The sequence below is a fragment of the Algibacter lectus genome, assembly GCF_900112395.1.
GTDB classification, from domain to species: Bacteria; Bacteroidota; Bacteroidia; order Flavobacteriales; family Flavobacteriaceae; genus Algibacter; species Algibacter lectus.
Genome location: NZ_FOLN01000015.1, coordinates 23,823 through 46,192, shown reverse-complemented (window position 1 = coordinate 46,192; position 22,370 = coordinate 23,823). Strand labels below are relative to the sequence as shown.

General features: G+C 33.5%; 18 protein-coding genes. 7 read left to right on the top strand and 11 right to left on the bottom strand.

Going from position 1 to position 22,370, the window contains the following annotated elements:
• Nucleotides 1-176: 176 nt before the first annotated feature.
• Nucleotides 177-1,217: a cysteate synthase gene (locus BM246_RS18840; RefSeq protein WP_042505027.1), complete on the bottom strand. Its 1,041-nt coding sequence runs from the start codon at nucleotides 1,215-1,217 to the stop codon at nucleotides 177-179.
• Between the two features lie 78 nt (nucleotides 1,218-1,295).
• Nucleotides 1,296-3,431: a S9 family peptidase gene (locus BM246_RS18835; protein ID WP_074940364.1), complete on the bottom strand. Its 2,136-nt coding sequence runs from the start codon at nucleotides 3,429-3,431 to the stop codon at nucleotides 1,296-1,298.
• Nucleotides 3,432-3,511: 80 nt separating this feature from the next.
• Between BM246_RS18835 and BM246_RS18830 the strand changes: the two genes are divergently transcribed.
• Nucleotides 3,512-3,835 (top strand): YbaB/EbfC family nucleoid-associated protein, encoded by a 324-nt coding sequence (locus BM246_RS18830; protein ID WP_042499612.1) that lies wholly within the window; start codon nucleotides 3,512-3,514, stop codon nucleotides 3,833-3,835.
• A 6-nt stretch (nucleotides 3,836-3,841) separates the two neighbouring features.
• Here BM246_RS18830 and BM246_RS18825 read toward each other — a convergent pair whose 3' ends face one another.
• Nucleotides 3,842-4,858, bottom strand: a complete 1,017-nt coding sequence (locus BM246_RS18825; protein ID WP_042505026.1) for a threonine aldolase family protein — start codon at nucleotides 4,856-4,858, stop codon at nucleotides 3,842-3,844.
• Nucleotides 4,859-4,952: 94 nt separating this feature from the next.
• Here BM246_RS18825 and prfB point away from each other — a divergent pair.
• The 3 genes from prfB to BM246_RS18810 all read left to right on the top strand — a co-directional run bounded on the left by prfB (nucleotide 4,953) and on the right by BM246_RS18810 (nucleotide 8,969).
• A protein-coding gene (gene prfB / locus BM246_RS18820) for a peptide chain release factor 2 (protein WP_139221933.1) occupies nucleotides 4,953-6,063 on the top strand; the annotation gives its coding sequence in 2 pieces (ribosomal slippage) (nucleotides 4,953-5,015 and nucleotides 5,017-6,063; 1,110 coding nt in all).
• Between the two features lie 63 nt (nucleotides 6,064-6,126).
• Nucleotides 6,127-6,468 carry an arsenate reductase (glutaredoxin) gene (gene arsC / locus BM246_RS18815; RefSeq protein ID WP_042499616.1) on the top strand — a complete coding sequence of 114 codons (342 nt, stop codon included), beginning with the start codon at nucleotides 6,127-6,129 and terminating at the stop codon, nucleotides 6,466-6,468.
• 92 nt (nucleotides 6,469-6,560) lie between these two features.
• A complete protein-coding gene (locus tag BM246_RS18810; protein ID WP_074940360.1) occupies nucleotides 6,561-8,969 on the top strand; it encodes a TonB-dependent receptor in 2,409 nt (802 codons plus the stop codon).
• Nucleotides 8,970-9,110: 141 nt separating this feature from the next.
• Here BM246_RS18810 and BM246_RS20045 read toward each other — a convergent pair whose 3' ends face one another.
• On the bottom strand, nucleotides 9,111-9,287 hold the full coding sequence (locus BM246_RS20045) for an ATP synthase subunit B family protein (RefSeq protein WP_162857676.1): 177 nt from the start codon (nucleotides 9,285-9,287) through the stop codon (nucleotides 9,111-9,113).
• Between the two features lie 93 nt (nucleotides 9,288-9,380).
• On the bottom strand, nucleotides 9,381-10,022 hold the full coding sequence (locus tag BM246_RS18805; protein ID WP_042505021.1) for a peroxiredoxin: 642 nt from the start codon (nucleotides 10,020-10,022) through the stop codon (nucleotides 9,381-9,383).
• Nucleotides 10,023-10,208: 186 nt separating this feature from the next.
• On the opposite strand from BM246_RS18805, the gene fumC reads away from it, so the two are divergent.
• Nucleotides 10,209-11,606, top strand: coding sequence for a class II fumarate hydratase (gene fumC, locus BM246_RS18800; RefSeq protein WP_074940356.1), 1,398 nt, complete (start codon nucleotides 10,209-10,211; stop codon nucleotides 11,604-11,606).
• Nucleotides 11,607-11,922: 316 nt separating this feature from the next.
• On the opposite strand, the gene rpsA is transcribed toward fumC, so the two are convergent.
• The gene (gene rpsA / locus BM246_RS18795; RefSeq protein WP_042499619.1) at nucleotides 11,923-13,755 is read right to left on the bottom strand and encodes a 30S ribosomal protein S1; all 1,833 of its coding nucleotides are present in this window, start codon (nucleotides 13,753-13,755) and stop codon (nucleotides 11,923-11,925) included.
• 325 nt (nucleotides 13,756-14,080) lie between these two features.
• On the opposite strand from rpsA, the gene BM246_RS18790 reads away from it, so the two are divergent.
• A complete protein-coding gene (locus BM246_RS18790) occupies nucleotides 14,081-14,461 on the top strand; it encodes a LysM peptidoglycan-binding domain-containing protein (protein WP_042499621.1) in 381 nt (126 codons plus the stop codon).
• A 144-nt stretch (nucleotides 14,462-14,605) separates the two neighbouring features.
• Here BM246_RS18790 and cmk read toward each other — a convergent pair whose 3' ends face one another.
• The 4 genes from cmk to BM246_RS18770 form a co-directional block, all read right to left on the bottom strand.
• Nucleotides 14,606-15,301, bottom strand: a complete 696-nt coding sequence (gene cmk, locus BM246_RS18785) for a (d)CMP kinase (RefSeq protein ID WP_042505019.1) — start codon at nucleotides 15,299-15,301, stop codon at nucleotides 14,606-14,608.
• A gap of 128 nt (nucleotides 15,302-15,429) precedes the next feature.
• Nucleotides 15,430-16,449, bottom strand: coding sequence for a type IX secretion system protein PorQ (porQ, locus tag BM246_RS18780; RefSeq protein ID WP_074940353.1), 1,020 nt, complete (start codon nucleotides 16,447-16,449; stop codon nucleotides 15,430-15,432).
• A gap of 168 nt (nucleotides 16,450-16,617) precedes the next feature.
• On the bottom strand, nucleotides 16,618-19,068 hold the full coding sequence (lon, locus tag BM246_RS18775) for an endopeptidase La (RefSeq protein ID WP_042499623.1): 2,451 nt from the start codon (nucleotides 19,066-19,068) through the stop codon (nucleotides 16,618-16,620).
• Between the two features lie 161 nt (nucleotides 19,069-19,229).
• Nucleotides 19,230-19,880 carry a rhomboid family intramembrane serine protease gene (locus BM246_RS18770; protein WP_074940350.1) on the bottom strand — a complete coding sequence of 217 codons (651 nt, stop codon included), beginning with the start codon at nucleotides 19,878-19,880 and terminating at the stop codon, nucleotides 19,230-19,232.
• A gap of 56 nt (nucleotides 19,881-19,936) precedes the next feature.
• Between BM246_RS18770 and BM246_RS18765 the strand changes: the two genes are divergently transcribed.
• On the top strand, nucleotides 19,937-20,827 hold the full coding sequence (locus BM246_RS18765) for a lysophospholipid acyltransferase family protein (RefSeq protein WP_074940345.1): 891 nt from the start codon (nucleotides 19,937-19,939) through the stop codon (nucleotides 20,825-20,827).
• A 94-nt stretch (nucleotides 20,828-20,921) separates the two neighbouring features.
• Here the strand turns inward: BM246_RS18765 and glmM are convergent, their stop codons facing one another.
• Nucleotides 20,922-22,310: a phosphoglucosamine mutase gene (gene glmM / locus BM246_RS18760; protein ID WP_074940340.1), complete on the bottom strand. Its 1,389-nt coding sequence runs from the start codon at nucleotides 22,308-22,310 to the stop codon at nucleotides 20,922-20,924.
• Nucleotides 22,311-22,370 lie beyond the last annotated feature (60 nt).

Below are 22,370 nucleotides of genomic sequence, written 5' to 3'. Positions count from 1 at the left end.
AGTCCGTGCAAAATTAAATATTTATATGGATTGAGCATAATTTTTTACGATGCATTTGCGAAATATGGACAATAAAGTTGAAAAAAACTTCTATATCGATTTTTTGATGCATAAAAAAAGTCCATATTTCACAAATTAGTAAAATATGGACCTGTATTATGTAATATTATGCTTTCTTATTTTATGTATTGAATGCTTTGCGCAGCTGCTTCATTTTGTGAATCGAAGAAACCTTGATCGCTCATCCATTTATCACTGTAAACTTTACTCATGTAACGCGAACCATGATCTGGATAGATAACAACAATTTTATCTCCCTTTTTAAACGCTCCTTGTTCACCTAATTGCTTAATAGCTTGGGTTGCAGCTCCAGAAGTATAACCAACAAACATACCTTCTGTTCTAGCTATTTCTCTAGCGGTATGTGCACTTTCCTCATCGGTAACTTTTACAAATTGATCTATTACATCAAAATCTGTAGCACCTGGAATTAAGTTTTTACCTAAACCTTCTATACGATATGGATAAATTTCCTTTTCGTCGAACTCTCTTGTTTCATGGTATTTTTTAATCACCGAACCAAAAGCATCAACACCTATTACTTTTATATTTGGATTTTGCTCTTTTAAATATTTTGCTGTTCCAGAAATTGTTCCTCCAGTACCGCTACATGCCACTAAATGCGTTATTTCACCTTCAGTTTGTTTCCAAATTTCTGGCCCTGTAGAGTTATAATGCGCATCAATATTTAATTGATTGAAATACTGATTGATGTAAACCGAACCTTTTAATTCTTCGTGAATACGTTTTGCAACTTGATAGTACGATCTTGGATCGTCTGCACTAACATGAGCTGGGCATACATATACCTTCGCTCCCATGGTACGCAACATATCAATTTTATCCGGAGAAGATTTTGAACTTACTGCTAATACACACTCGTATCCTTTAATGATACTTACCATTGCAATACTAAAACCCGTATTACCAGAAGTGGTTTCTACAATAGTATCGCCTGGTTTTAAAATACCTTTCTTTTCGGCTTCTTCAATAATATAAAGTGCAATTCTATCTTTTGATGATTGTCCTGGGTTAAAACATTCTACTTTAGCGTAAAAATCCCCTTCGAACTTAGAGGTAATTCTGTTTAGCTTTACTAAAGGTGTATTGCCAACTAACTCTAATACATTATCAAATACTTGATTTCTGTGTTTCATAAATTCAATTTACAAGTTGCATGATTTAAACAAATCCATGCTTCTTAAAACTTGACAAAAATAAGACATTTTTTTTTATTAGCGCTTAATTCCCTCTAAATCTAGTAAAAACGCGTATTCCAACGCTACTTCCTTTAGACTTTCAAAACGTCCGGAAGCACCACCATGACCCGATTCCATATCTGTTTGCAATAATAATATATTGCTATCCGTTTTCAATTCTCTAAGCTTTGCTACCCACTTTGCAGGTTCCCAATATTGTACTTGCGAATCGTGTAAACCCGTTGTAACTAACATATTTGGATAATCTTTTGCTTCTACATTATCATATGGTGAATAAGATTTCATGTAATGGTAATACTCTTCGTTATTGGGGTTTCCCCACTCATCGTATTCTCCTGTTGTTAAAGGAATTGAATCGTCTAACATAGTCGTAACTACATCTACAAATGGTACAGCAGCTAAAACACCGTTGTACAATTCCGGATTCATATTAATAATAGCGCCCATTAATAAACCACCAGCCGAACCACCGTAAGCATATAGATGTTTATTTGAAGTATATTTTTCTTCAATTAAAAACTTAGAACAATCTATAAAATCTGTAAAAGTGTTTTTCTTGGTTAAAAGCTTTCCAGTTTCGTACCAATGGCGTCCTAAATATTCTCCACCTCGAATATGCGCAATGGCATAAACAAAGCCACGATCTAGTAAACTTAAACGAATTGTAGAAAACGAAGGATCTGTTGTTGAACCATAAGAACCATATGCATATTGTAATAATGGATTAGTTCCATCTAGCTTAATTCCTTTTTTATAAACTAAAGAAATTGGCACTTTTACGCCATCGCGAGCTGTAGCCCAAATTCGTTTAGATTCGTAATTTTCTTTATTAAACTTTCCACCTAAAACCTCTTGTTCCTTTTTAACTTCGCTTGTTTTAGTTTTAAAATTATAATCCATTACCGAACTTGGGTTGGTTAACGAATTAAATCCATAACGCATCACATCGCTATCAAAATCAGGATTATTACCTATATAAGATGTGTACGTTTCAGAATTAAAAGGTAGGTAATAATCTTCGCTACCATCCCAACTTATTATTCTAATATTGTTAAGTCCATTTTCACGTTCATTAACAACTAAATAATCTTTAAAAATCTCGATATCTTCTAATAAAACAGCTTCTCTATGAGGTAGTAAATCTTTCCAATTTTCTTTCTCAGTAGCTGTTTCGCTGGTTTTTAAAAGTTTAAAATTTGTAGCATCGTCACAATTAGAAATCACGTAAAACGCATCATCATAATGTGCAATACTATACTCCATATCGTCTGTTCTTTTTTGAAACATTTTAAAAGCAGCATCTGGAGTATCTGCACTTAAAATTTGATATTCTGAAGACAACGTGCTCGACGAACCTATAACAATATATTTTTTAGATTTTGTTTTATATACAAAGGTATTAAAGGTTTCATCTGCTTCGTGATAAACCTCTATATCATCTTTAGAATCGGTATCTAACTTATGTTTGAATATTTTATGAGAACGCAACGTTACAGCATCTTTCATGGTGTAAAACAATGTTTTATTATCGTTTGCCCATGTTGCGCTTCCGGTAGTATTCAAAATTTTATCGGCTAAAATCTCACCTGTTTCTAAGTTTTTAATTTGAACAGTATATTGCCTTCTACTTACTGTATCTGTAGAAAAAGCTGCCATTTTGTTATCTGGGCTAATAGAAATACCTCCTAAACTAAAGTATGATTGGTCTTTAGCCATTTCATTACAATCGAATAGAATTTCTTCTTCGGCATCTAAACTTCCTTTTTTACGTAAATAAATAGGATAATCTTTCCCTGTTTCATAACGTGTAATGTACCAATACCCGTTTAATTTATAAGGTAATGATGAGTCGTCTTCCTTAATTCGCCCCTTCATTTCTTCAAATAAATCTTTTTGAAAACCTTCAGTATGCGCCATTAAAGCTTTGGTGTAGTTATTCTCGGCATTTAAATAATCTATAACCTCAGGGTTTTCACGATCGTTTAACCAATAATAATTATCGATTCTAACATCATTGTGAATTTCTAATGTTTTTGATATTTTTTTTGCTGAAGGAATAGCGACTTCATTTATAGATTTACTCATATTTATATTTTTACACGAAGCGGCAAAAGTAAAACTTACGCTTAAAAGAATGGTTGCTATTTTCATTTTTCATTGTAAAATACAACAATTTGGCTTAGTATTTGATAAATTTGCAGCTACCAACCCCCTTAAAAAATTTTAAAAATATGTTTGGAGACATGATGGGCATGATGAGTAAACTCAAAGAAGCCAAGAAAAAAGTAGAAGAAACAAAAAAACGTTTAGACACCGTTTTAGTAGATGAAGCTAGTAACGACAATAAGCTTAAAATTACATTAACAGCCAATAGAACTATTAAATCTATTGACATTGATGATGCTTTGTTGGAAGATAAAGAGCAACTCGAAGATTACCTTGTTTTAACATTAAACAAAGCTATTGAAAGAGCTACTCAAATTAACGAAGCAGAGCTTGCTGCTGCCGCAAAAGACGGTATGCCAAATATACCTGGTATGGATATGTTTAAGTAAGTTTATTTATAGTTTCAATAATTCACTCAAAAGTTTGTCATGCATAGCATTAGTGTAATCTAAATGCGTTACCATACGCAGCTTATTACCACCCATGCTTATAATATGTATATTTTTATCGGCTAATTTTTGAGTGAATTCTTTTTCATTAACGTTGTTGTTCAATTCAAAAATAACAATATTAGTTTCTATAGGTTCTACCGATTTCACGATAGAACGTTCTGCTAAAACGGCACCTATTTCCTTTGCTTTTTGGTGATCTTCTGCCAACCTTTCAATATTATTATCCAAAGCGTATAAACCTGCTGCAGCCAAATATCCTGCTTGGCGCATGTTGCCACCAAATATTTTACGAATTCGTATGGCGTTTTCCATTATAACCTTATCACCAACCAAAACAGAGCCTACAGGGCAACCTAAACCTTTACTTAAACATACCGATATAGTATCAAAAGCTTTTCCGTATTGCTCAGTTGTTTCATTTTTTGCTACCAAGGCATGCCACAAACGAGCTCCATCTAAGTGAAAGCCTAGGTTATTTTCATCGCAAACGGTTCTAATTTTAAGTATTTCATTATAATCCCAACAAGAACCTCCTCTTCTATTCGCCGTGTTTTCAATTTCAACTAAACTTGTTTTACTGTAATAGTAAGCTTCTGGGTTTATGGCTTGTTTTACATCTTGTGCAGAAAAAATGCCATTATTAACATCTAATAAATTACAAGACACACCGCTGTTAAAAGACGCTCCACCAGATTCATAATTAAAAATATGCGCATATTTATCACAAATAACCTGATCTCCAGGATTGGTATGTAATTTAATTGCCGTTTGGTTTGCCATAGTCCCACTCGGAAAAAATAAAGCCGTTTCTTTTCCAAACATATTGGCTATTCTAGCTTCCAACGCGTTTACCGTTGGATCTTCTCTAAACACATCATCTCCCACAGCAGCTTGCATCATGGCATCTAACATAGGTTTAGTTGGTTTGGTAACGGTATCACTTCTTAAATCAATAATCATATTTTCAATTTGTGGATAAAGCTATAAAATTATATTCAGATTTGTTTTCTGCTAGCTTAAAGAAATCCTATTTTTGTTAGAAATAAATTGATACATGATAACTTCCGATCAAATTAAAGATCTAAATACCCGCCTCGATAAACTTAGGCACTATCTTTGACATAGACGCCAAACTGATAGAAATACAAAACGAAGAAGAACAAACCTTTGACCCTAATTTCTGGAACGACTCCAAAGCAGCAGAAATTATAATGAAATCACTACGTGTGAAGAAAAAATGGGTAGAAGATTATAAAACAGCAAAAACCAGATTTGAAGACCTTGAAGTTCTTTATGAATTTTTTAAGGAAGATGAAGCTACTGCCGAAGATGTAGAAGCTCAATACAATTTATTAGCTACACAATTAGAAGATATTGAGTTTAAAAATATGCTTTCTGAAGAAGGTGATAGCTTAAGTGCCGTACTGCAAATTACAGCTGGTGCTGGTGGAACAGAAAGTTGCGATTGGGCAAGTATGCTTATGCGTATGTACTTAATGTATGCTGAAAAAAGCGGTTTTAAGGTGAAGGAACTCAACTTTCAAGAAGGTGATGTTGCTGGTATAAAAACCGTAACGCTAGAAATCGAAGGCGACTTCGCTTTTGGTTGGTTAAAAGGTGAAAATGGCGTACATAGATTAGTGCGTATTTCTCCGTTTGATAGTAATGCCAAACGCCATACAAGTTTTGCTTCAGTTTATGTGTACCCTCTTGTTGATGATACTATTGAAGTAGAAATAAACCCTGCCGATATAGAAATAACAACCGCAAGATCTAGTGGTGCTGGTGGGCAAAATGTAAATAAAGTTGAAACCAAAGTACAACTGACACATAAACCTACAGGTATTCAAATATCGTGTTCGGAAACACGCTCTCAACATGATAACAGATCGCGTGCTATGCAAATGCTTAAATCGCAATTGTATGAAATTGAACTTCAAAAACAATTGGCACAACGTGATGATATTGAAGCTGGAAAAATGAAAATTGAATGGGGTAGCCAAATTAGAAACTACGTAATGCATCCCTATAAATTAGTGAAAGATGTACGTACCGCTCATGAAACCGGTAATGTAGATGCCGTAATGGATGGTAATATTGACAGCTTTTTAAAGGCCTATTTAATGATGATGGGACAAAAAATGGAAGACGACGGCCAATTATAACATAAAAAAAGAAAACCTCACAGGTTTTAAATCTGTGAGGTTTAATTAAAACATACTATTACAATGACAAAAATTTATCATAACCCACGTTGTTCAAAATCGAGACAAGGCCTAGAAATCCTTGAGAATTCTGGAAAACCCTTCGAAATTGTAAAATATTTGGACGATAACCTTTCCGCGAAAGCGTTAACAGAAATGGTAACACTTTTAGGTATTAAACCTATAGAATTGGTTAGAAAAAACGAAGCCATCTGGAAAAGTGATTTTAAAGGTAAAGATCTAACCGACACTGAAGTTATTGAAGCTATGGCTAATAATCCTAAGTTAATAGAACGTCCAATTGTTATAAATGGTAAAAAAGCAGTTATTGGTCGTCCACCAAGTTTAATTTTAGACATTCTATAAGCCAAAAATTTAAGGTTTATTTTAACATAGGTTTAACTCAATAAAGCTAAACCATCCCATAGTTTTGCAGTCTAATAAACTAAAAGACCAGCATGGGAAAAAGAATACATTTATTTGTTTTTTTAAGCTTATTTTCTACACTCTTATTTGCACAAAAAGAAGTAACAATAAGTGGTAAAGTAATAGACAAAGAAACCAACGAACCTTTAGAATATGCAACTATTGCATTCTTCAATAAAAAGGAAAACAAGATTGAAACCGGAGGAATTACAGATTTAAAGGGAAACTTCTCTATCCCTGTTCCTGTTGGTTTATACAACATTACAATTGAGTATATCTCGTTTAAAACTATTACTATTGCTAATAAACAAATTAGCAAATCTGAAAACATTGGGTCTTATTCTTTAGAATTAGATACAGAATCTTTAGGCGAAGTAGAAATTATTGCCGAGCGTACCACAGTTGAAATAAAGCTTGATAAAAAAATCTACAATGTTGGTAAAGATTTAACTGTAAGTGGCGGATCTGTTAGTGATGTTCTAGATAATGTACCATCTGTTTCTGTAGATGCCGAAGGTGGTGTTGCTTTACGCGGAAATGACAATGTACGTATCTTAATTAACGGAAAACCATCTGGTTTAGTTGGTTTAAATTCTGCCGAAGCACTACAACAATTACCTGCAGATGCTATTGAAAAAGTTGAAGTTATTACTTCTCCATCAGCAAGATATGAAGCTGAAGGAACGGGAGGAATTATTAATATTATTCTACGCCGTAGTAAACTGTTAGGTTTTAACGGTTCTGTTACAGCAAATGTTGGACACCCTGATGCGGCTGGATTATCAGGGAACATAAATTACAGAACTGGTAACGTAAATATATTTAACACCACATCTTACAGATACAGAGAAAGTGTTGGTAGATGGTATAATGATGTTAAGTATTTTGATGAAAACACACCAGATTTAGATGAAAAACGTAATTGGGATGATACGCGTAAAGGTATTACAACCAATACAGGTATTGAGTGGTATATTACAGACTCAGCATCATTAACCAACTCTATTGTTTATAGTGATAATAGTAGCTACAACAACTCAATTAATAACTTGGTTCAGTTAAATAAAATAACAAATGAAACTAGCCGAAGTGTGCGTCGTGATCCTGAAGAAGGTGAAAGTGGAACATTTCAATATGCTTTAAATTTCATGAAAGATTTTAAAACGGACGGACATAAATTTTCTTTCGATTTTCAATTTGAAAATTCTAATGATGACGAATACTCATTAATTAGCGTTGATGGACTTGATACCGATATCTTACAAACCTTGGAAGATGAGCAACAAATATTATTACAAACAGATTACGTATTACCTTTAGGTGAAAATAGTCAAATTGAATTGGGGTACCGTGGAGATTTCACGACTACCGAAACGGATTATCAAGTTTCTCTACTTAATGATGCTGGTGCCTTTGAATTAAACACCAACTTATCGAACCTGTTTAACTTTAAGCAATATTTAAACGCTGCTTACTTTCAGTTTGGTAGTAAAATTGATAAATTCTCATACCTATTAGGTTTACGATTAGAAAACACTAAATACACATTAGATCAACCTACTTCTGGTGATTTTAAAAGAAAAAACTTTACAGGTTTATTCCCTACAGTTAACGTAAGTTATAAATTTAATGAAGATGCAAGTATGACGGTTGGTTATAACCGAAGATTACGTAGACCACGTGGTTTTATGTTAAACCCTTTCCCTTCTCGTTCTAGTTTAACTAACGTTTTTCAAGGAAATCCAGATTTAGACCCAACTTACTCTAGTGTTTTTGATATTGGCTATTTAAATAGATTTGGGAAATTCACTTTAAGTTCTTCTGTTTACTACTCACACTCTACAGATGTAATGACATTTTTAAGTAGAGATAACGGAGAAACTGTGTTTATAAATGGAGAAGAATTTCCTGTAATAGAACGTGGTCCAGTAAATTTAGCAACCGATGATCGTTATGGTTTTGAATTCAATTTAAACTACAGCCCTACTAGAAAATGGCGTATAAATAGTGATTTTAATATTTACAAATTAGAACGTAACGGAAGTTTTGAAGATGTTAATCTAACAGCAAATAACTTAACATGGAATGCACGTTTAACAAATAAACTTACACTTCCATATTCTGTAGATTGGCAAACAAACTTTAGCTACCGTGGACCAACTGTAGATTCACAAAATGACAGAAGAGCTAGCGGAACTGTAAACACAGCGTTTAGTAAAGACATATTAAAAGAAAAAGCTTCTATAGCATTTAACGTTAGAGATGTATTTAACACGGGAGTAAGCAGAAATGATATAACTGCAGATACCTTTACATCATATCAAGAAATTCAATTTAGAGGTAGTACAACGTATAACCTAGCCTTTACATACCGTTTTAACCAACAAAAACAACAGCAACGTGGCGAACGTGGCGAAGGAGGGGAAACTATGGAAATGTAGTTTACCGCAACCTAAGTTTTAATACTTCAAATAAAAAAACTCAAAGCTTAACGCTTTGAGTTTTTTTATACCAGAAAATGAAGCATAAAAAAAAGGAAGCTCTAATAGAACTTCCTTTTTTAATATATTTTCAATTAAGTTTTAAGCATTTAATCGCTTTGCTTTTTTCTCTTCTCTAATTTCTTTTAATCTTTCGATTAAAGCACCTCCAACCCAATAAGGAATTACAAAGGTTACTAAGAAAATCATTAACCAAAATCCTAAAGTTAATATACCTAAAAATGCTAAAAAGCCTAAATATTGATCAAAATCAAACATAATTGTTGGTGTCTTTTATAAATGTGCCACAAATATAATATAAACCATTTTGTTTTCCAATAACAATGTTAAGATTTATCAACAGGTTATTCACTAATCTAAATTAGGTTGCGGCGTCATACGTAAATAAGGCTTCACTTCCTTAAATCCTTTTGGAAAAATTGCAGGAATATCGGCCGTTGCAATTGCTGGTACTACCACACAATCATCTCCATTTTGCCAGTTTGCAGGTGTTGCTACTTTATGGTAAGCTGTTAATTGTAGAGAATCTACAACACGTAATAACTCATCAAAATTTCTACCTGTAGAAGCAGGATAAGTAATCATTAATTTCACCTTCTTATTATTGTCAATTACAAAAACAGAACGCACGGTAAGTTTGCTATCTGAATTTGGGTGAATCATATCATAAAGTTCAGAAACCTTTCCATCTTCATCTGCAATAATCGGGAAGTTTACTGTGGTATTCTGTGTTTCGTTAATATCTTTTATCCAACCGTGGTGAGATTCTACCCCATCTACACTCAATGCTACAACTTTTACGTTACGTTTTTTAAACTCATCGGTATATCTAGCTACGGTTCCTAACTCTGTAGTACAAACTGGCGTATAATCTGCTGGGTGTGAAAATAGTATTCCCCAACTATCACCTAACCATTCGTGAAAGTTAATTGTTCCTTCAGATGTTTCTGCTGTAAAATTCGGAGCTTCATCTCCTAATCTAATTGTTGCCATTTTTATATTTAGTTTAAAATTAATTATTATTTAAATTCATTATAAAGATAATTCATTTTTAACAGGGCAAATAATTTTTAATCTTATGAATTTGTTAAAAAATTTACGAGAAAAACTACGACATTCCTCATAATAAAACAGACTAAAACGATTAACTTTGTAACTTATAATTAAACCATTAATGCCATGAGTTACAGAATAGAAAAAGATACTATGGGTGAGGTAAAAGTACCTGCCGATAAACTTTGGGGCGCACAAACAGAGCGTTCAAGAAATAACTTTAAAATAGGATCCGTTGCATCTATGCCGTTAGAAATTATCTACGGTTTTGCTTACTTAAAAAAAGCTGCTGCTTACACAAACTGCGAATTAGGTGTTTTAGATATTGAAAAAAGAGATTTAATTGCACAAGTTTGTGATGAAATTTTAGAAGGTAAACACGACGACCAATTTCCGTTAGTAATCTGGCAAACAGGTTCTGGTACGCAAAGTAACATGAACGTTAACGAAGTGGTTGCTAATAGAGCACACCAATTAGCAGGAAAAGTGGTTGGTGAAGGCGAAAAAACAATTCAGCCAAATGATGATGTAAACAAATCGCAATCATCAAACGACACCTTCCCTACCGGAATGCATATTGCAGCGTATAAAAAAATAGTTGAAACCACAATTCCTGGTGTAAAACAACTTAGAGAAACATTAAAGAAAAAATCTGAAGCTTTTAAAAATGTTGTAAAAATTGGACGTACACACTTAATGGATGCTACGCCTTTAACTTTAGGACAAGAAATTTCGGGTTATGTAGCACAATTAGATCATGGCTTAAAAGCTTTAGACAACACTTTGGCTCACTTAAGCGAATTAGCTTTAGGTGGTACAGCTGTTGGAACAGGTTTAAATACACCTAAAGGCTACAGCAAACGTGTTGCAGAATATATCGCAGAATTTACAGGATTACCATTTGTAACTGCTCCTAATAAGTTTGAAGCACTAGCTGCTCACGATGCTTTGGTAGAAACACATGGTGCATTAAAACAACTTGCTGTTTCATTAAATAAAATAGCTAATGATATTAGAATGATGGCCTCTGGACCACGTTCGGGTATTGGAGAAATTATAATTCCAGCAAACGAGCCTGGAAGTTCTATTATGCCAGGCAAAGTTAACCCAACACAGTGTGAGGCTTTAACTATGGTTTGCGCTCAAGTTATGGGTAATGATGTTGCTGTATCCGTTGGAGGTATGCAAGGACATTACGAACTAAACGTATTTAAACCAGTTATGGCTGCCAATGTTTTACAATCGGCTCAACTTATAGGTGATGCATGTGCTAGTTTCGAAGAAAATTGCGCTGTTGGTATTGAACCAAACCAAGAAGTAATTACAAAGCTACTTAACAACTCGTTAATGCTTGTAACAGCTTTAAATACAAAAATTGGTTACTATAAAGCTGCTGAAATTGCAAATACAGCACATGAAAACGGAACAACTTTAAAAGAAGAAGCAGTACGTTTAGGATATGTTACCGCAGAAGATTACGATGCTTGGGTAAAACCAGAAGATATGGTTGGTGCTTTAAAATAGTCAACAACCTTTTATATATTATAAAAGCCGATAACGTTTGTTATCGGCTTTTTTGTTACCGTAAATCTAAGGCTAGTTTAAATTGTACAACTAAGTTCTTTTAGACTCACTTTAAAGCGTTTAATAGCTCTTTCTTATCGCTTAAAACAAGTGTTCTTAGCATTGTAGCATAACAGCACATTAGGGACTTTACAACTGAAGTATTATAATGCTTCTACTTTAATAATAATGCATAAAAAAAGCTCCTCATTTCTGAGGAGCTTTTAATTTTATAAATAGATTTCTGTTTTTACAGAAATTGAAAACTCATAATAAATTATGCTTTTCCGTCCATTTTATCTTTAAGCGCTTGTAAAGCATCATTGGCATCACCTAAAGTAGGCTTTGATTCTGCTGCTTGTGATTCAGCTTTTCTTACTGCTTGCTTAACCATTTTAGCTTCTTCTGCTCTAAATACAGCAGTGTGAGATGCTACAACTCTTTTGAATTCTTTATTGAATTCAATGATTTTAAATTCTGCAGCTTCACCTTTCTTAAGCTTAGTTCCATCTTCTTTCTCTAAGTGACGAGATGGTACAAATGCAACGATATCTTCGTTAAACTCAATAGTAGCTCCTTTATCAACAATCTCAGTAATTGCTGCGTTATGAACTGTTTCTAAAGCAAACTCAGTTTCGTATTTATCCCAAGGGTTAACAGTTGTTTGTTTGTGTCCTAAAGATAATTTACGACCTTCAACATCTAACTCTAATACAACCACATCTAATTTATCTCCTACAGCGCAGAATTCAGATGGGTGCTTAATTTTCTTAGTCCAAGATAAATCAGAGATATAAATTAATCCGTCAATTCCTTCTTCTAATTCAACAAAAACACCAAAGTTTGTAAAGTTACGTACAATACCTGTATGCTTAGAAGCTAATGGGTATTTAGACGTAATATCTGTCCATGGATCTGCAGATAATTGCTTGATACCAAGAGACATTTTACGATCTTCTCTATCTAAAGTTAAGATTACTGCTTCAACCTCATCTCCTACAGAAACGAAATCTTGAGCAGAACGTAAATGTGTAGACCAAGACATTTCAGAAACGTGAATTAATCCTTCAACACCATCAGCAACTTCGATAAATGCACCGTAATCAGCGATTACAACAACTTTACCTTTTACTTTATCACCAACTTTCACCTCTTCTGCAAGAGCTTCCCATGGGTGTTTAGATAATTGTTTAAGACCTAATTGGATTCTAGATTTGTTTTCATCAAAGTCAAGAATTACAACATTTAATTTTTGATCTAACTCAACAATCTCATTTGGATGGTTGATACGAGACCAAGATAAATCTGTAATATGAACTAATCCGTCAACACCACCAAGATCGATGAATACACCGTAAGAAGTAATGTTTTTAACAACACCTTCTAATACTTGACCTTTTTCTAATTGACCAATAATTTCTTTCTTTTGGATTTCAATATCAGCTTCAATAAGAGCTTTATGAGATACCACTACGTTTTTAAACTCATGGTTGATTTTCACAACTTTGAATTCCATAGTTTTGTTTACATACTGATCGTAATCTCTAATTGGTTTAACATCAATTTGAGATCCTGGTAAGAATGCTTCAATTCCGAAAACATCTACAATCATACCACCTTTAGTTCTGCATTTCACAAAACCGTTAACGATTTCTCCAGTTTCGTGTGCTTTATTTACACGATCCCATGCTTGGATTACACGAGCTTTTCTGTGAGATAATACTAATTGACCTGTTGCATCTTCACGCACATCAATTAATACTTCAACTTTATCTCCTACAGATAAACCTGGATTGTAACGAAATTCGTTTAAAGAAATAACACCTTCAGATTTTGCGTTAATGTCAATAATAGCATCTCTATCAGAAATGTGTACTACTGTACCTTCAACAACCTCATCGTTTAATGTGTCAACGAAATTTTCAGCTACTAGTTTTTCAAATTCTTCTAATTGTTGGCTATCAACTTCATCAATTCCTTCTTCGTAATTGTGCCAGTTAAAATCCGCTAAGAATTTTTCAGGGTTTGCTTTTGCTTCAGATACAACTGGAGCTCCAACATTGTTTGCTTCAGTTGCTTCAACTTCAGCTGGGTTTGCGTTTTCCGCCATTTAATTAAATTTAATAATGTGTTTTAAATACATCGCTTTCGCGGAAATAAAACATCATTATGTTTTTGTATTCTATATGTTTTGGAAGATTTAAGCGAGTAACACACAGAAGTGTTATTTTTATATAAATTTTCATTCCTTTTATCTGTTCCAATAAATCGCTAAAAGGAGTGCAAAAATACATATTTTCAATCAATTAGACTAATTTTAATAAAAAATTTTAAAGCACTGATTACTAGCAAAATAATAAAATTGAGAAAAATCTTCAAAATTGGCATCGGTTTTGCTATATTGAACCTGTTAAACAAAATTAAAATCTACACTTATGACAATGAAAGCAAAGTACCAACCTGTATTAGATCTAGGCGAAGCTTTAAACATCCAAAATGGTGATGTAAAAGAAGAAAACGGACAATTAAAAGTTACAGGAACAGCTAATACACCTTACGAAAAGAACCTAATTTGGGATAAAATAAAAGAAATTGGTGGTGAAAACCCTTCTGATATTATGGCTGATATTAAAGTAGCCGATGAAACTGTTTTCCATAGACACACCGTAAAAAGCGGAGAAACTCTTGGTAAAATAGCGATTCAGTACTACGGAAAAGCTGCTAAATACCAAGATATTTTTAAAGCTAACTCTGATATTTTAAAGAATCCAGATGTAATTCACCCTGATCAAGAATTAATTATTCCTAATCTATAAGGTGTAAATCATATTTATAAAAAAACGAACGTCTATTTATTTAGGCGTTCGTTTTTTTTATGTTTTATTCTAAAGTTAAGCACTAAGTCCTGCTTACTGAATATTCATTATTTACTGGATACTATTTTACTGCCAACCGAAAACTTATTCGCAATCTTCAATTGTCATTTTGGCAAGACGTAAAATTTTATCAAATTGTTCATCTAATGTCATGTCTGAATTATCAATTTCGATAGCATCAGCAGCTTTAACTAAAGGTGAATCTTCGCGAGTAGAATCTATATGGTCGCGTTCTTGAACGTTTTTCAAAACATCTTCATACAAAACTTGATCACCACGTTCAATAAGTTCATCGAAACGACGGACAGCCCTTTTTTCCGCGGAAGCGATCATGTATAATTTAAGTTCAGCATCTTTAAAAACTACGGTCCCAATATCTCTACCGTCCATTACCACACCTTTATCTTGCCCCATTTTTTGCTGTTGCTCAACTAGTTTTTGTCTCACCTCCGAAATGGCAGCCACTTTACTTACAAAGCTAGAAACCTCTAAAGTTCTAATGGCTCTTTCTATATTCTCGTTATTTAAATATACTTCGGCAAAACCTAATTTCTCATTAAATTTAAAAGTAATATTAATATTATCGAGCTGATAAATTAAAGCTTCCACATTAAAATCATCTTTAGAAATTAATCCGTTTTGCATAGCATAATAAGTCACCGCACGATACATGGCGCCAGAATCGACATAAACGTAACCCAAATATTTTGCTAACTGCTTGGCTACAGTACTTTTTCCGGTTGAAGAAAATCCGTCGATGGCTATGGTAATTTTGTTCATGTATTTTTAAAGTTGAAACGTGACTATTATAATGTACTCTGTATGACTTCTATTTTGAATTTTCAAAAATACTTAAAGAAATATAAAGCAAAAAGTAAAACGGTTTAAATTAAATGGAAAGTGAATGGCTATTGCAAATCTATTTGTAAACCAAAAAAGTTAGCATTTGCAGCACTAGTGTATTTGGCGTGGGTATAACTGAAACGCATTTTATTCATTTTAATAGAGATACCTGCCGAAATACCAGAGAAATTACGTTGATCTACAATTCTTAACTCCTCACCTCTTCTAAAATTATATCCTAATCTAATATTGAATCCGCTTTCTGGGAAAAGCTCGGCACCTAGAATGGTATGCCTAATAACCTGACCGACAAATCCTATTTTTTCTGAAGAACTTGCCCCACTTAAATCACTTGTTTCTCTTGCCGGATTAGGTCTGCTAATAGGCCACTCTTGCAAGTTTTCAAAAGTAACATGCCAACGTATGGGCACATGTTCTAACCTTTGAGACACACCTAAACTAACCTCGAAAGGCAACGACTCTTTTAAACCTGCGTAGGTTGTAATTTGTGTTCCAAAATTACGGACTACCAAAGCAGCATTAAAATCTAAATCTTCATTAATATAAATTAATCCTAAATCTACAGCTGCACCAAAAGAACTGTATTGTTCTAATTTTGAAGTAATTAATTTTAGATTTGCCCCAAAATAAAAATCTGAATATCCAATTTGTGTAGCATAACCTACGGATAATGCGGTTTCGCTTCCGCTGAAAGTTCCTGTGGAATTTCCATCTTCATCATAACCATCAAACTGTCCGTAATTTACATAGGTAATTCCTGCATGTACGGTTTGCGTGCGCCTATCTATGGTATAAGCATAAGACGCCGTTCCGTAACCTATACCGCCTAAATAACTCACATAATTTAAGGCTAATTGATTATCCATTTCTACATTAATAGCAGCCGGATTATAAAGCCCTTGCGTAACATCGTAATCTACATTAGTTAGAACTTTACCTCCCAGTGCAGCTTGGCGAGGTGACGATATTAAATTCAAAAATTGATATGTAGACTCACCTCCTACTTGCGCAGTTGCAAGTAAGCCAAATGAAAAACAAAAAAATGTTGCTATTTTTTTAAACATAGTTCCGGCTGCAAAGAAAATAAATCTATCTTAAAACGAACACATGTATTTTTTATTTTAATTTAAAAAGTATTCCTTGTGCTTTTCATCTTGTTTTATAGATTAAATCGGAAAGCGCAAAAAAAATCCCCGAACATGTCGAGGATTTTTCTATAACTTATATATCAATTATAACACTTTCGCATTTTTAACTTTTTCGTCGGTAATGGCGTATTTAATAACATCGCTCATTTCTGTAACATAATGAAACGTTAACCCTTTTAAATATTCAGGTTTAATATCTTCAATATCACGACGATTTTCTTCACACAATAAAATTTCTTTAATTCTAGCACGTTTTGCAGCTAAAATTTTCTCTTTAATTCCTCCTACAGGTAAAACCTTTCCACGTAATGTAATTTCACCCGTCATTGCTAAACTTTTCTTTACCTTTCTCTGGGTAAATAAAGACACTAAAGAGGTTAACATCGTTACACCAGCACTTGGCCCATCTTTTGGCGTTGCTCCTTCTGGCACGTGAATATGTACATTATACTTATCGAAAACCGTAGGATCTATTCCAAACTCTTCGGCATAAGATTTTATGTATTCCATAGCAATGGTAGACGATTCTTTCATAACCTTACCAAGGTTTCCAGTAATCGTCATAGCGCCTTTTCCTTTAGAAATAATAGACTCTATAAATAGAATATCTCCACCAACACTTGTCCACGCTAAACCGGTTACTACACCAGCAACATTATTGTTTTCGTATTTATCACGTTCCATTTTAGCACCGCCTAATACTTCAATAATATCTTCGTTAGAAACTTTTACATTATACTCCTCTTCCATGGCAATGTTTTTGGCTGCATAACGAACCATTTTTGCCACTTGCTTATCTAAACCACGTACACCCGATTCGCGTGTATAACCTTCAACTATTTTTTCTAACTGAGGCTTTCCAATTTTTAAATTATCAGAAGTTAATCCGTGTTCTTTTAATTGCTTCGGAAGTAAATGTCGCTTACCAATTTCTACCTTTTCTTCAATAGTATAACCTGTAACGTTTATAATTTCCATACGGTCACGCAAGGCAGGTTGTATAGTGTTTAAACTGTTTGAAGTTGCAATAAACATAACCTTAGAAAGATCGTAACCCATTTCTAAAAAGTTATCGTGAAACTCACTATTTTGTTCAGGATCTAAAACTTCTAGCATAGCTGAAGATGGATCGCCTTGATTAGAATTTGATAACTTATCAATTTCATCTAAAACAAAAACAGGATTCGATGTTCCAGCCTTTTTTAAACTCTGAATAATACGGCCTGGCATAGCACCAATATAGGTTTTACGATGTCCACGAATTTCAGCTTCATCTCTTAAACCTCCAAGCGAAATACGCACATACTCGCGCCCTAAGGCTTCAGCAATAGATTTCCCTAAAGAGGTTTTACCAACTCCCGGAGGTCCGTATAAACATAAAATAGGCGATTTCATATCGTTACGAAGTTTCAAAACGGCTAAATATTCTATAATTCGGCGTTTTACATCTTCTAAACCAAAATGGTCACGATCTAAAATTTTCATGGCACGTTTTAGGTCGAATTTATCTTTACTAAACTCATTCCATGGTAAATCTAAAAACAACTCTAAATAGTTACGCTGTATAGAATACTCGGCTACTTGAGGATTCATACGCTGCATTTTGGCTAATTCTTTATCAAAATGCTTTCCTATTTTTTTATCCCATTTTTTAGTTTTAGCCTTCACTTTCATTTCCTCAATTTCCTCATCATGACTTACGCCACCCAATTCTTCTTGGATCGTTTTCATTTGTTGATGAAGGAAATATTCACGTTGTTGTTGGCTCATATCCATTTGAACTTTAGACTGAATATCATTCTTAAGTTCTAATTTTTGAAACTCAACATTCATGAATTTCAAAGTTGCCAATGCACGAGATTTAAGATCGTCCATTTCTAAAAGCGACTGCTTTTCGGCCACAGAAAGATTCATGTTAGACGATACAAAATTGATTAAAAACGAATTGCTTTCAATATTTTTTATAGCGAAAGACGCCTCACTTGGTATATTTGGGCTTTCTTTTATAATTTCTAGAGCTAACTCTTTTATAGATTCTATAATTGCAGAAAACTCCTTGTTTTTTACTGCAGGTTTAGCCTCTGCCATGTCGCGAATAGTAGCGTTCATGTATGGCTCCTCTGTTAAAACTTCGGCTACTTTAAAACGTTTTTTACCTTGAATAATAACCGTTACGTTACCATCAGGCATTTTTAAAACACGTAAAATACGAGCTACAGTACCTGTTTCGTGAATTTCACTTGCCGATGGATTCTCTACCGACTCGTCTTTTTGAGCCACTACACCAATAACTTTCCCGCCTTTATTAGCATCATTTATCAGTTTTATCGATTTATCTCGCCCTGCAGTAATTGGAATTACTACACCAGGAAACAAAACGGTGTTTCTCAATGACAGAATAGGCAGTGTTTCTGGCAATTCTTCATTATTTATAGCTTCTTCATCTTCAGGTGTCATTAAAGGAATTAATTCTGAGTTCTCATCAAATTCCTGTAATGACAAACTGTCAAGAGTTGTAAATTTTGATTTTTTCATATATAATTTTGAGTCAATCTGTCATAAAAACACATTGAACTTTAAGTTTAACAATTTACATAAAATATTAAGTAACTAAAAATCAAGCATTTAAAACCAAACCTTTAGACTCAACTCTTATATAAATTCAATAGCTATGCCAACAATGGTTTTAGCAATTATTAGATTTTACCCATTTTTTTCATCACAAATAATAAAACGATAGGTAATGCCAGTAAAATAACCATTAGTAAATTAGTCTGAAATATAGCAGGAACTAACATTAAAGTAATAACATACCCACCAATAGCACCACCAAAATGGGCGTCGTGACCAATGTTTCCAATTCTATTTTTCATACCATAAATGGAATATAGTAAATAGCCAATACCGAAAAGATAAGCCGGAATTGGAATAGGAATCATAAACATATAAAGGCTCATATCTGGACGAAATAAAATAGCAGAGTAAATAATACCACTTACTGCTCCACTTGCACCAACCGCACTATAATGATATTCATTTTTATGAAAATAAAGCGACAATAAATTACCAAACATAAGACTACCAATATAAACCGCTAAAAATCCTACAACACCTAAAGCACTAGCTACACTACCTGCAAAAAAGTAAAGCGATACCATATTAAATAATAAATGTTGCATATCTACATGCAAAAATCCGGCACTAAAAAATCGAATTTTCTCGCCACGCTGTATACCACCAACATTGAATTTGTACTTTTCAAAAAAAGCATAATCATTAAATCCTTTATAGGAGATAATTACATTGGCAGCAATAATAACTATAGTTATTAAATCTAATTTTCCCATACTCACTTTAATGTTTAAAATTGATTAACATATATTTGCAAATCTAAAATTATTTCATGCAATTAATAGCTTATATTATTCTTTATCCGTTTTTATGGTTAATTTCTATTTTGCCATTTAAATTGCTTTACATGGTTTCCGATGCTGTTTATGTTCTAATTTATTACATTATTGGCTACAGAAAAAAAGTTGTAACTAGTAATTTAAAGCTCGCATTCCCTGAAAAATCTGCAAATGAAATTGCTTTAATTCAAAAGAAATTCTACCATCATTTATGCGATATGATTTTAGAGGCAGTTAAGTCGATAACCATCTCTGAAGCTGAAATAAAAAGGCGCTATATTTTCATTAATGTGGAAGAAGTACATAAACTCGAAAAAGAAGACAAAAGCATTGTACTCTTAATGGGGCATTACGCTAGCTGGGAATGGATTTTTATTCTACAAGCTCATGTAAATCATAAAGGATATGCTGTTTATAAACAACTTAGCAATAAATATTTTGATGCCCTAGTAAAACGCATCCGAGCAAAATATAATAGCCATTTAATTACCACAAAAGAAACTGTACCAACCCTTTTAAGAGCTAAAGTAAATAAAGAGCTAACTCTTAATGGTTTTGTTTTTGACCAATCGCCAAAAGCACACAAAGCTTTACATTGGCAAAATTTTATGGGCGTAAAAGTACCTGTGCATGTTGGCGCAGAAGTTCTCGCCAAACGTTTAGGTATGGCTACCGTATTTTTAAAAGTAAAAAAAACAAAACGAGGTTATTATGAAGCCACGTTTATGGATATTATTAAAGATACTAGCGGTATTGAAAATTATCAAATTACAGATCAGGCTTTAAAACGTGTTGAAGAACAAATTTACGAAGCACCCGAATATTACTTATGGACCCATAAACGCTGGAAACATATGGATAAAGTTCCTGAGGCTTTTTTGTAGATAAAAATGAATTATTTCAAATTATAGTAACAAAAAAAACGAGTTAGATATCTAACTCGTTTTTTTTATAAATAGAAACAGTTTAACTCAAAGCCTATAGTTTTGCAATAGCCCCTATTTCTTCAATAAACTTATCAGCTAAAGTATCGGCCTCGTTTTGCGATTTTGCTTCAGTGTAAATTCTAATTATTGGCTCAGTATTACTTTTACGTAAATGTGCCCAACTTTCTGCAAAGTCGATTTTTACACCATCAATAGTTGTTAATTGCTCGTTTTGGTAACGTGTTTCAATTTCCTTTAAAATACCATCAACATCTAAACCTGGTGTTAATTGAATTTTCTTTTTACTCATAAAATAATCAGGATACGTTGCTCTAAGTGCACTAACAGACATTTGTCTTTCTGCTAATAAACTTAAAAATAACGCGACACCAACAAGTGCATCACGACCGTAGTGAGAATCTGGGTAGATAATACCTCCATTACCTTCACCACCGATAACCACTTTATTTTTCTTCATTAAATCTACCACATTCACCTCGCCTACTGCACTAGCTTCGTAAGTTCCTCCGTACTTTTCAGTAACATCACGTAAGGCACGAGTAGAACTCATATTGCTTACTGTGTTTCCTGGAGTTTTACTTAACACATAATCTGCACAAGCTACTAAAGTATACTCTTCACCAAACATATTACCGTTTTCGTCCATAAAGGCTAAACGATCTACATCTGGATCTACAACAATTCCAAAATCGGCATTATGCTTTTTAACCTCTTCAGATAAATCTGTTAAATGCTCTTTTAATGGTTCTGGATTATGTGGGAATTCACCATTTGGCTCACAATAAAGTTTTACAACCTCAACTCCTAAACGTTCTAAAAGCAAAGGAATAGCAATACCACCAGTAGAATTAACACCATCTACAACCACTTTAAATTTACCTTCTTCAATACTATTTACGTTTACTAAATCTAAATCTAGTACTTCAATAATATGTAAATCTATGTAAGCTTTATTTTTTGTAATTTTTCCTAAATCGTCTACTTCAGCAAAATTCATGGTACCGCTTTCAGCAATATTCAATATTTTCTCACCTTCAATAGCATCTAAAAACTCACCTTTTTCATTAAGTAATTTTAAGGCGTTCCATTGTTTTGGATTATGGCTTGCTGTTAGAATAATACCACCATCGGCATGCTCTAAGGTTACAGCAACCTCAACGGTTGGTGTTGTAGAAAGACCTAAATCAACTACATCAATACCTAAACCAATTAGTGTATTCATAACTAAGTTTTGCATCATTTTGCCCGAAATACGAGCATCACGACCAACAACCACTTTATAGTTTTCTTTTTTTCGGTTTTCTTTAAGCCAAACGCCATATGCCGATGCAAATTTAACGGCATCAATAGGTGTTAAATTATCACCTACTCGCCCGCCAATGGTCCCGCGAATTCCTGAAATTGATTTTATTAGTGTCATAGTTTTGTTTAATTTTAAAGGACAAATATAGTATTTCAAATTCGGAATTCGTAAATTTCC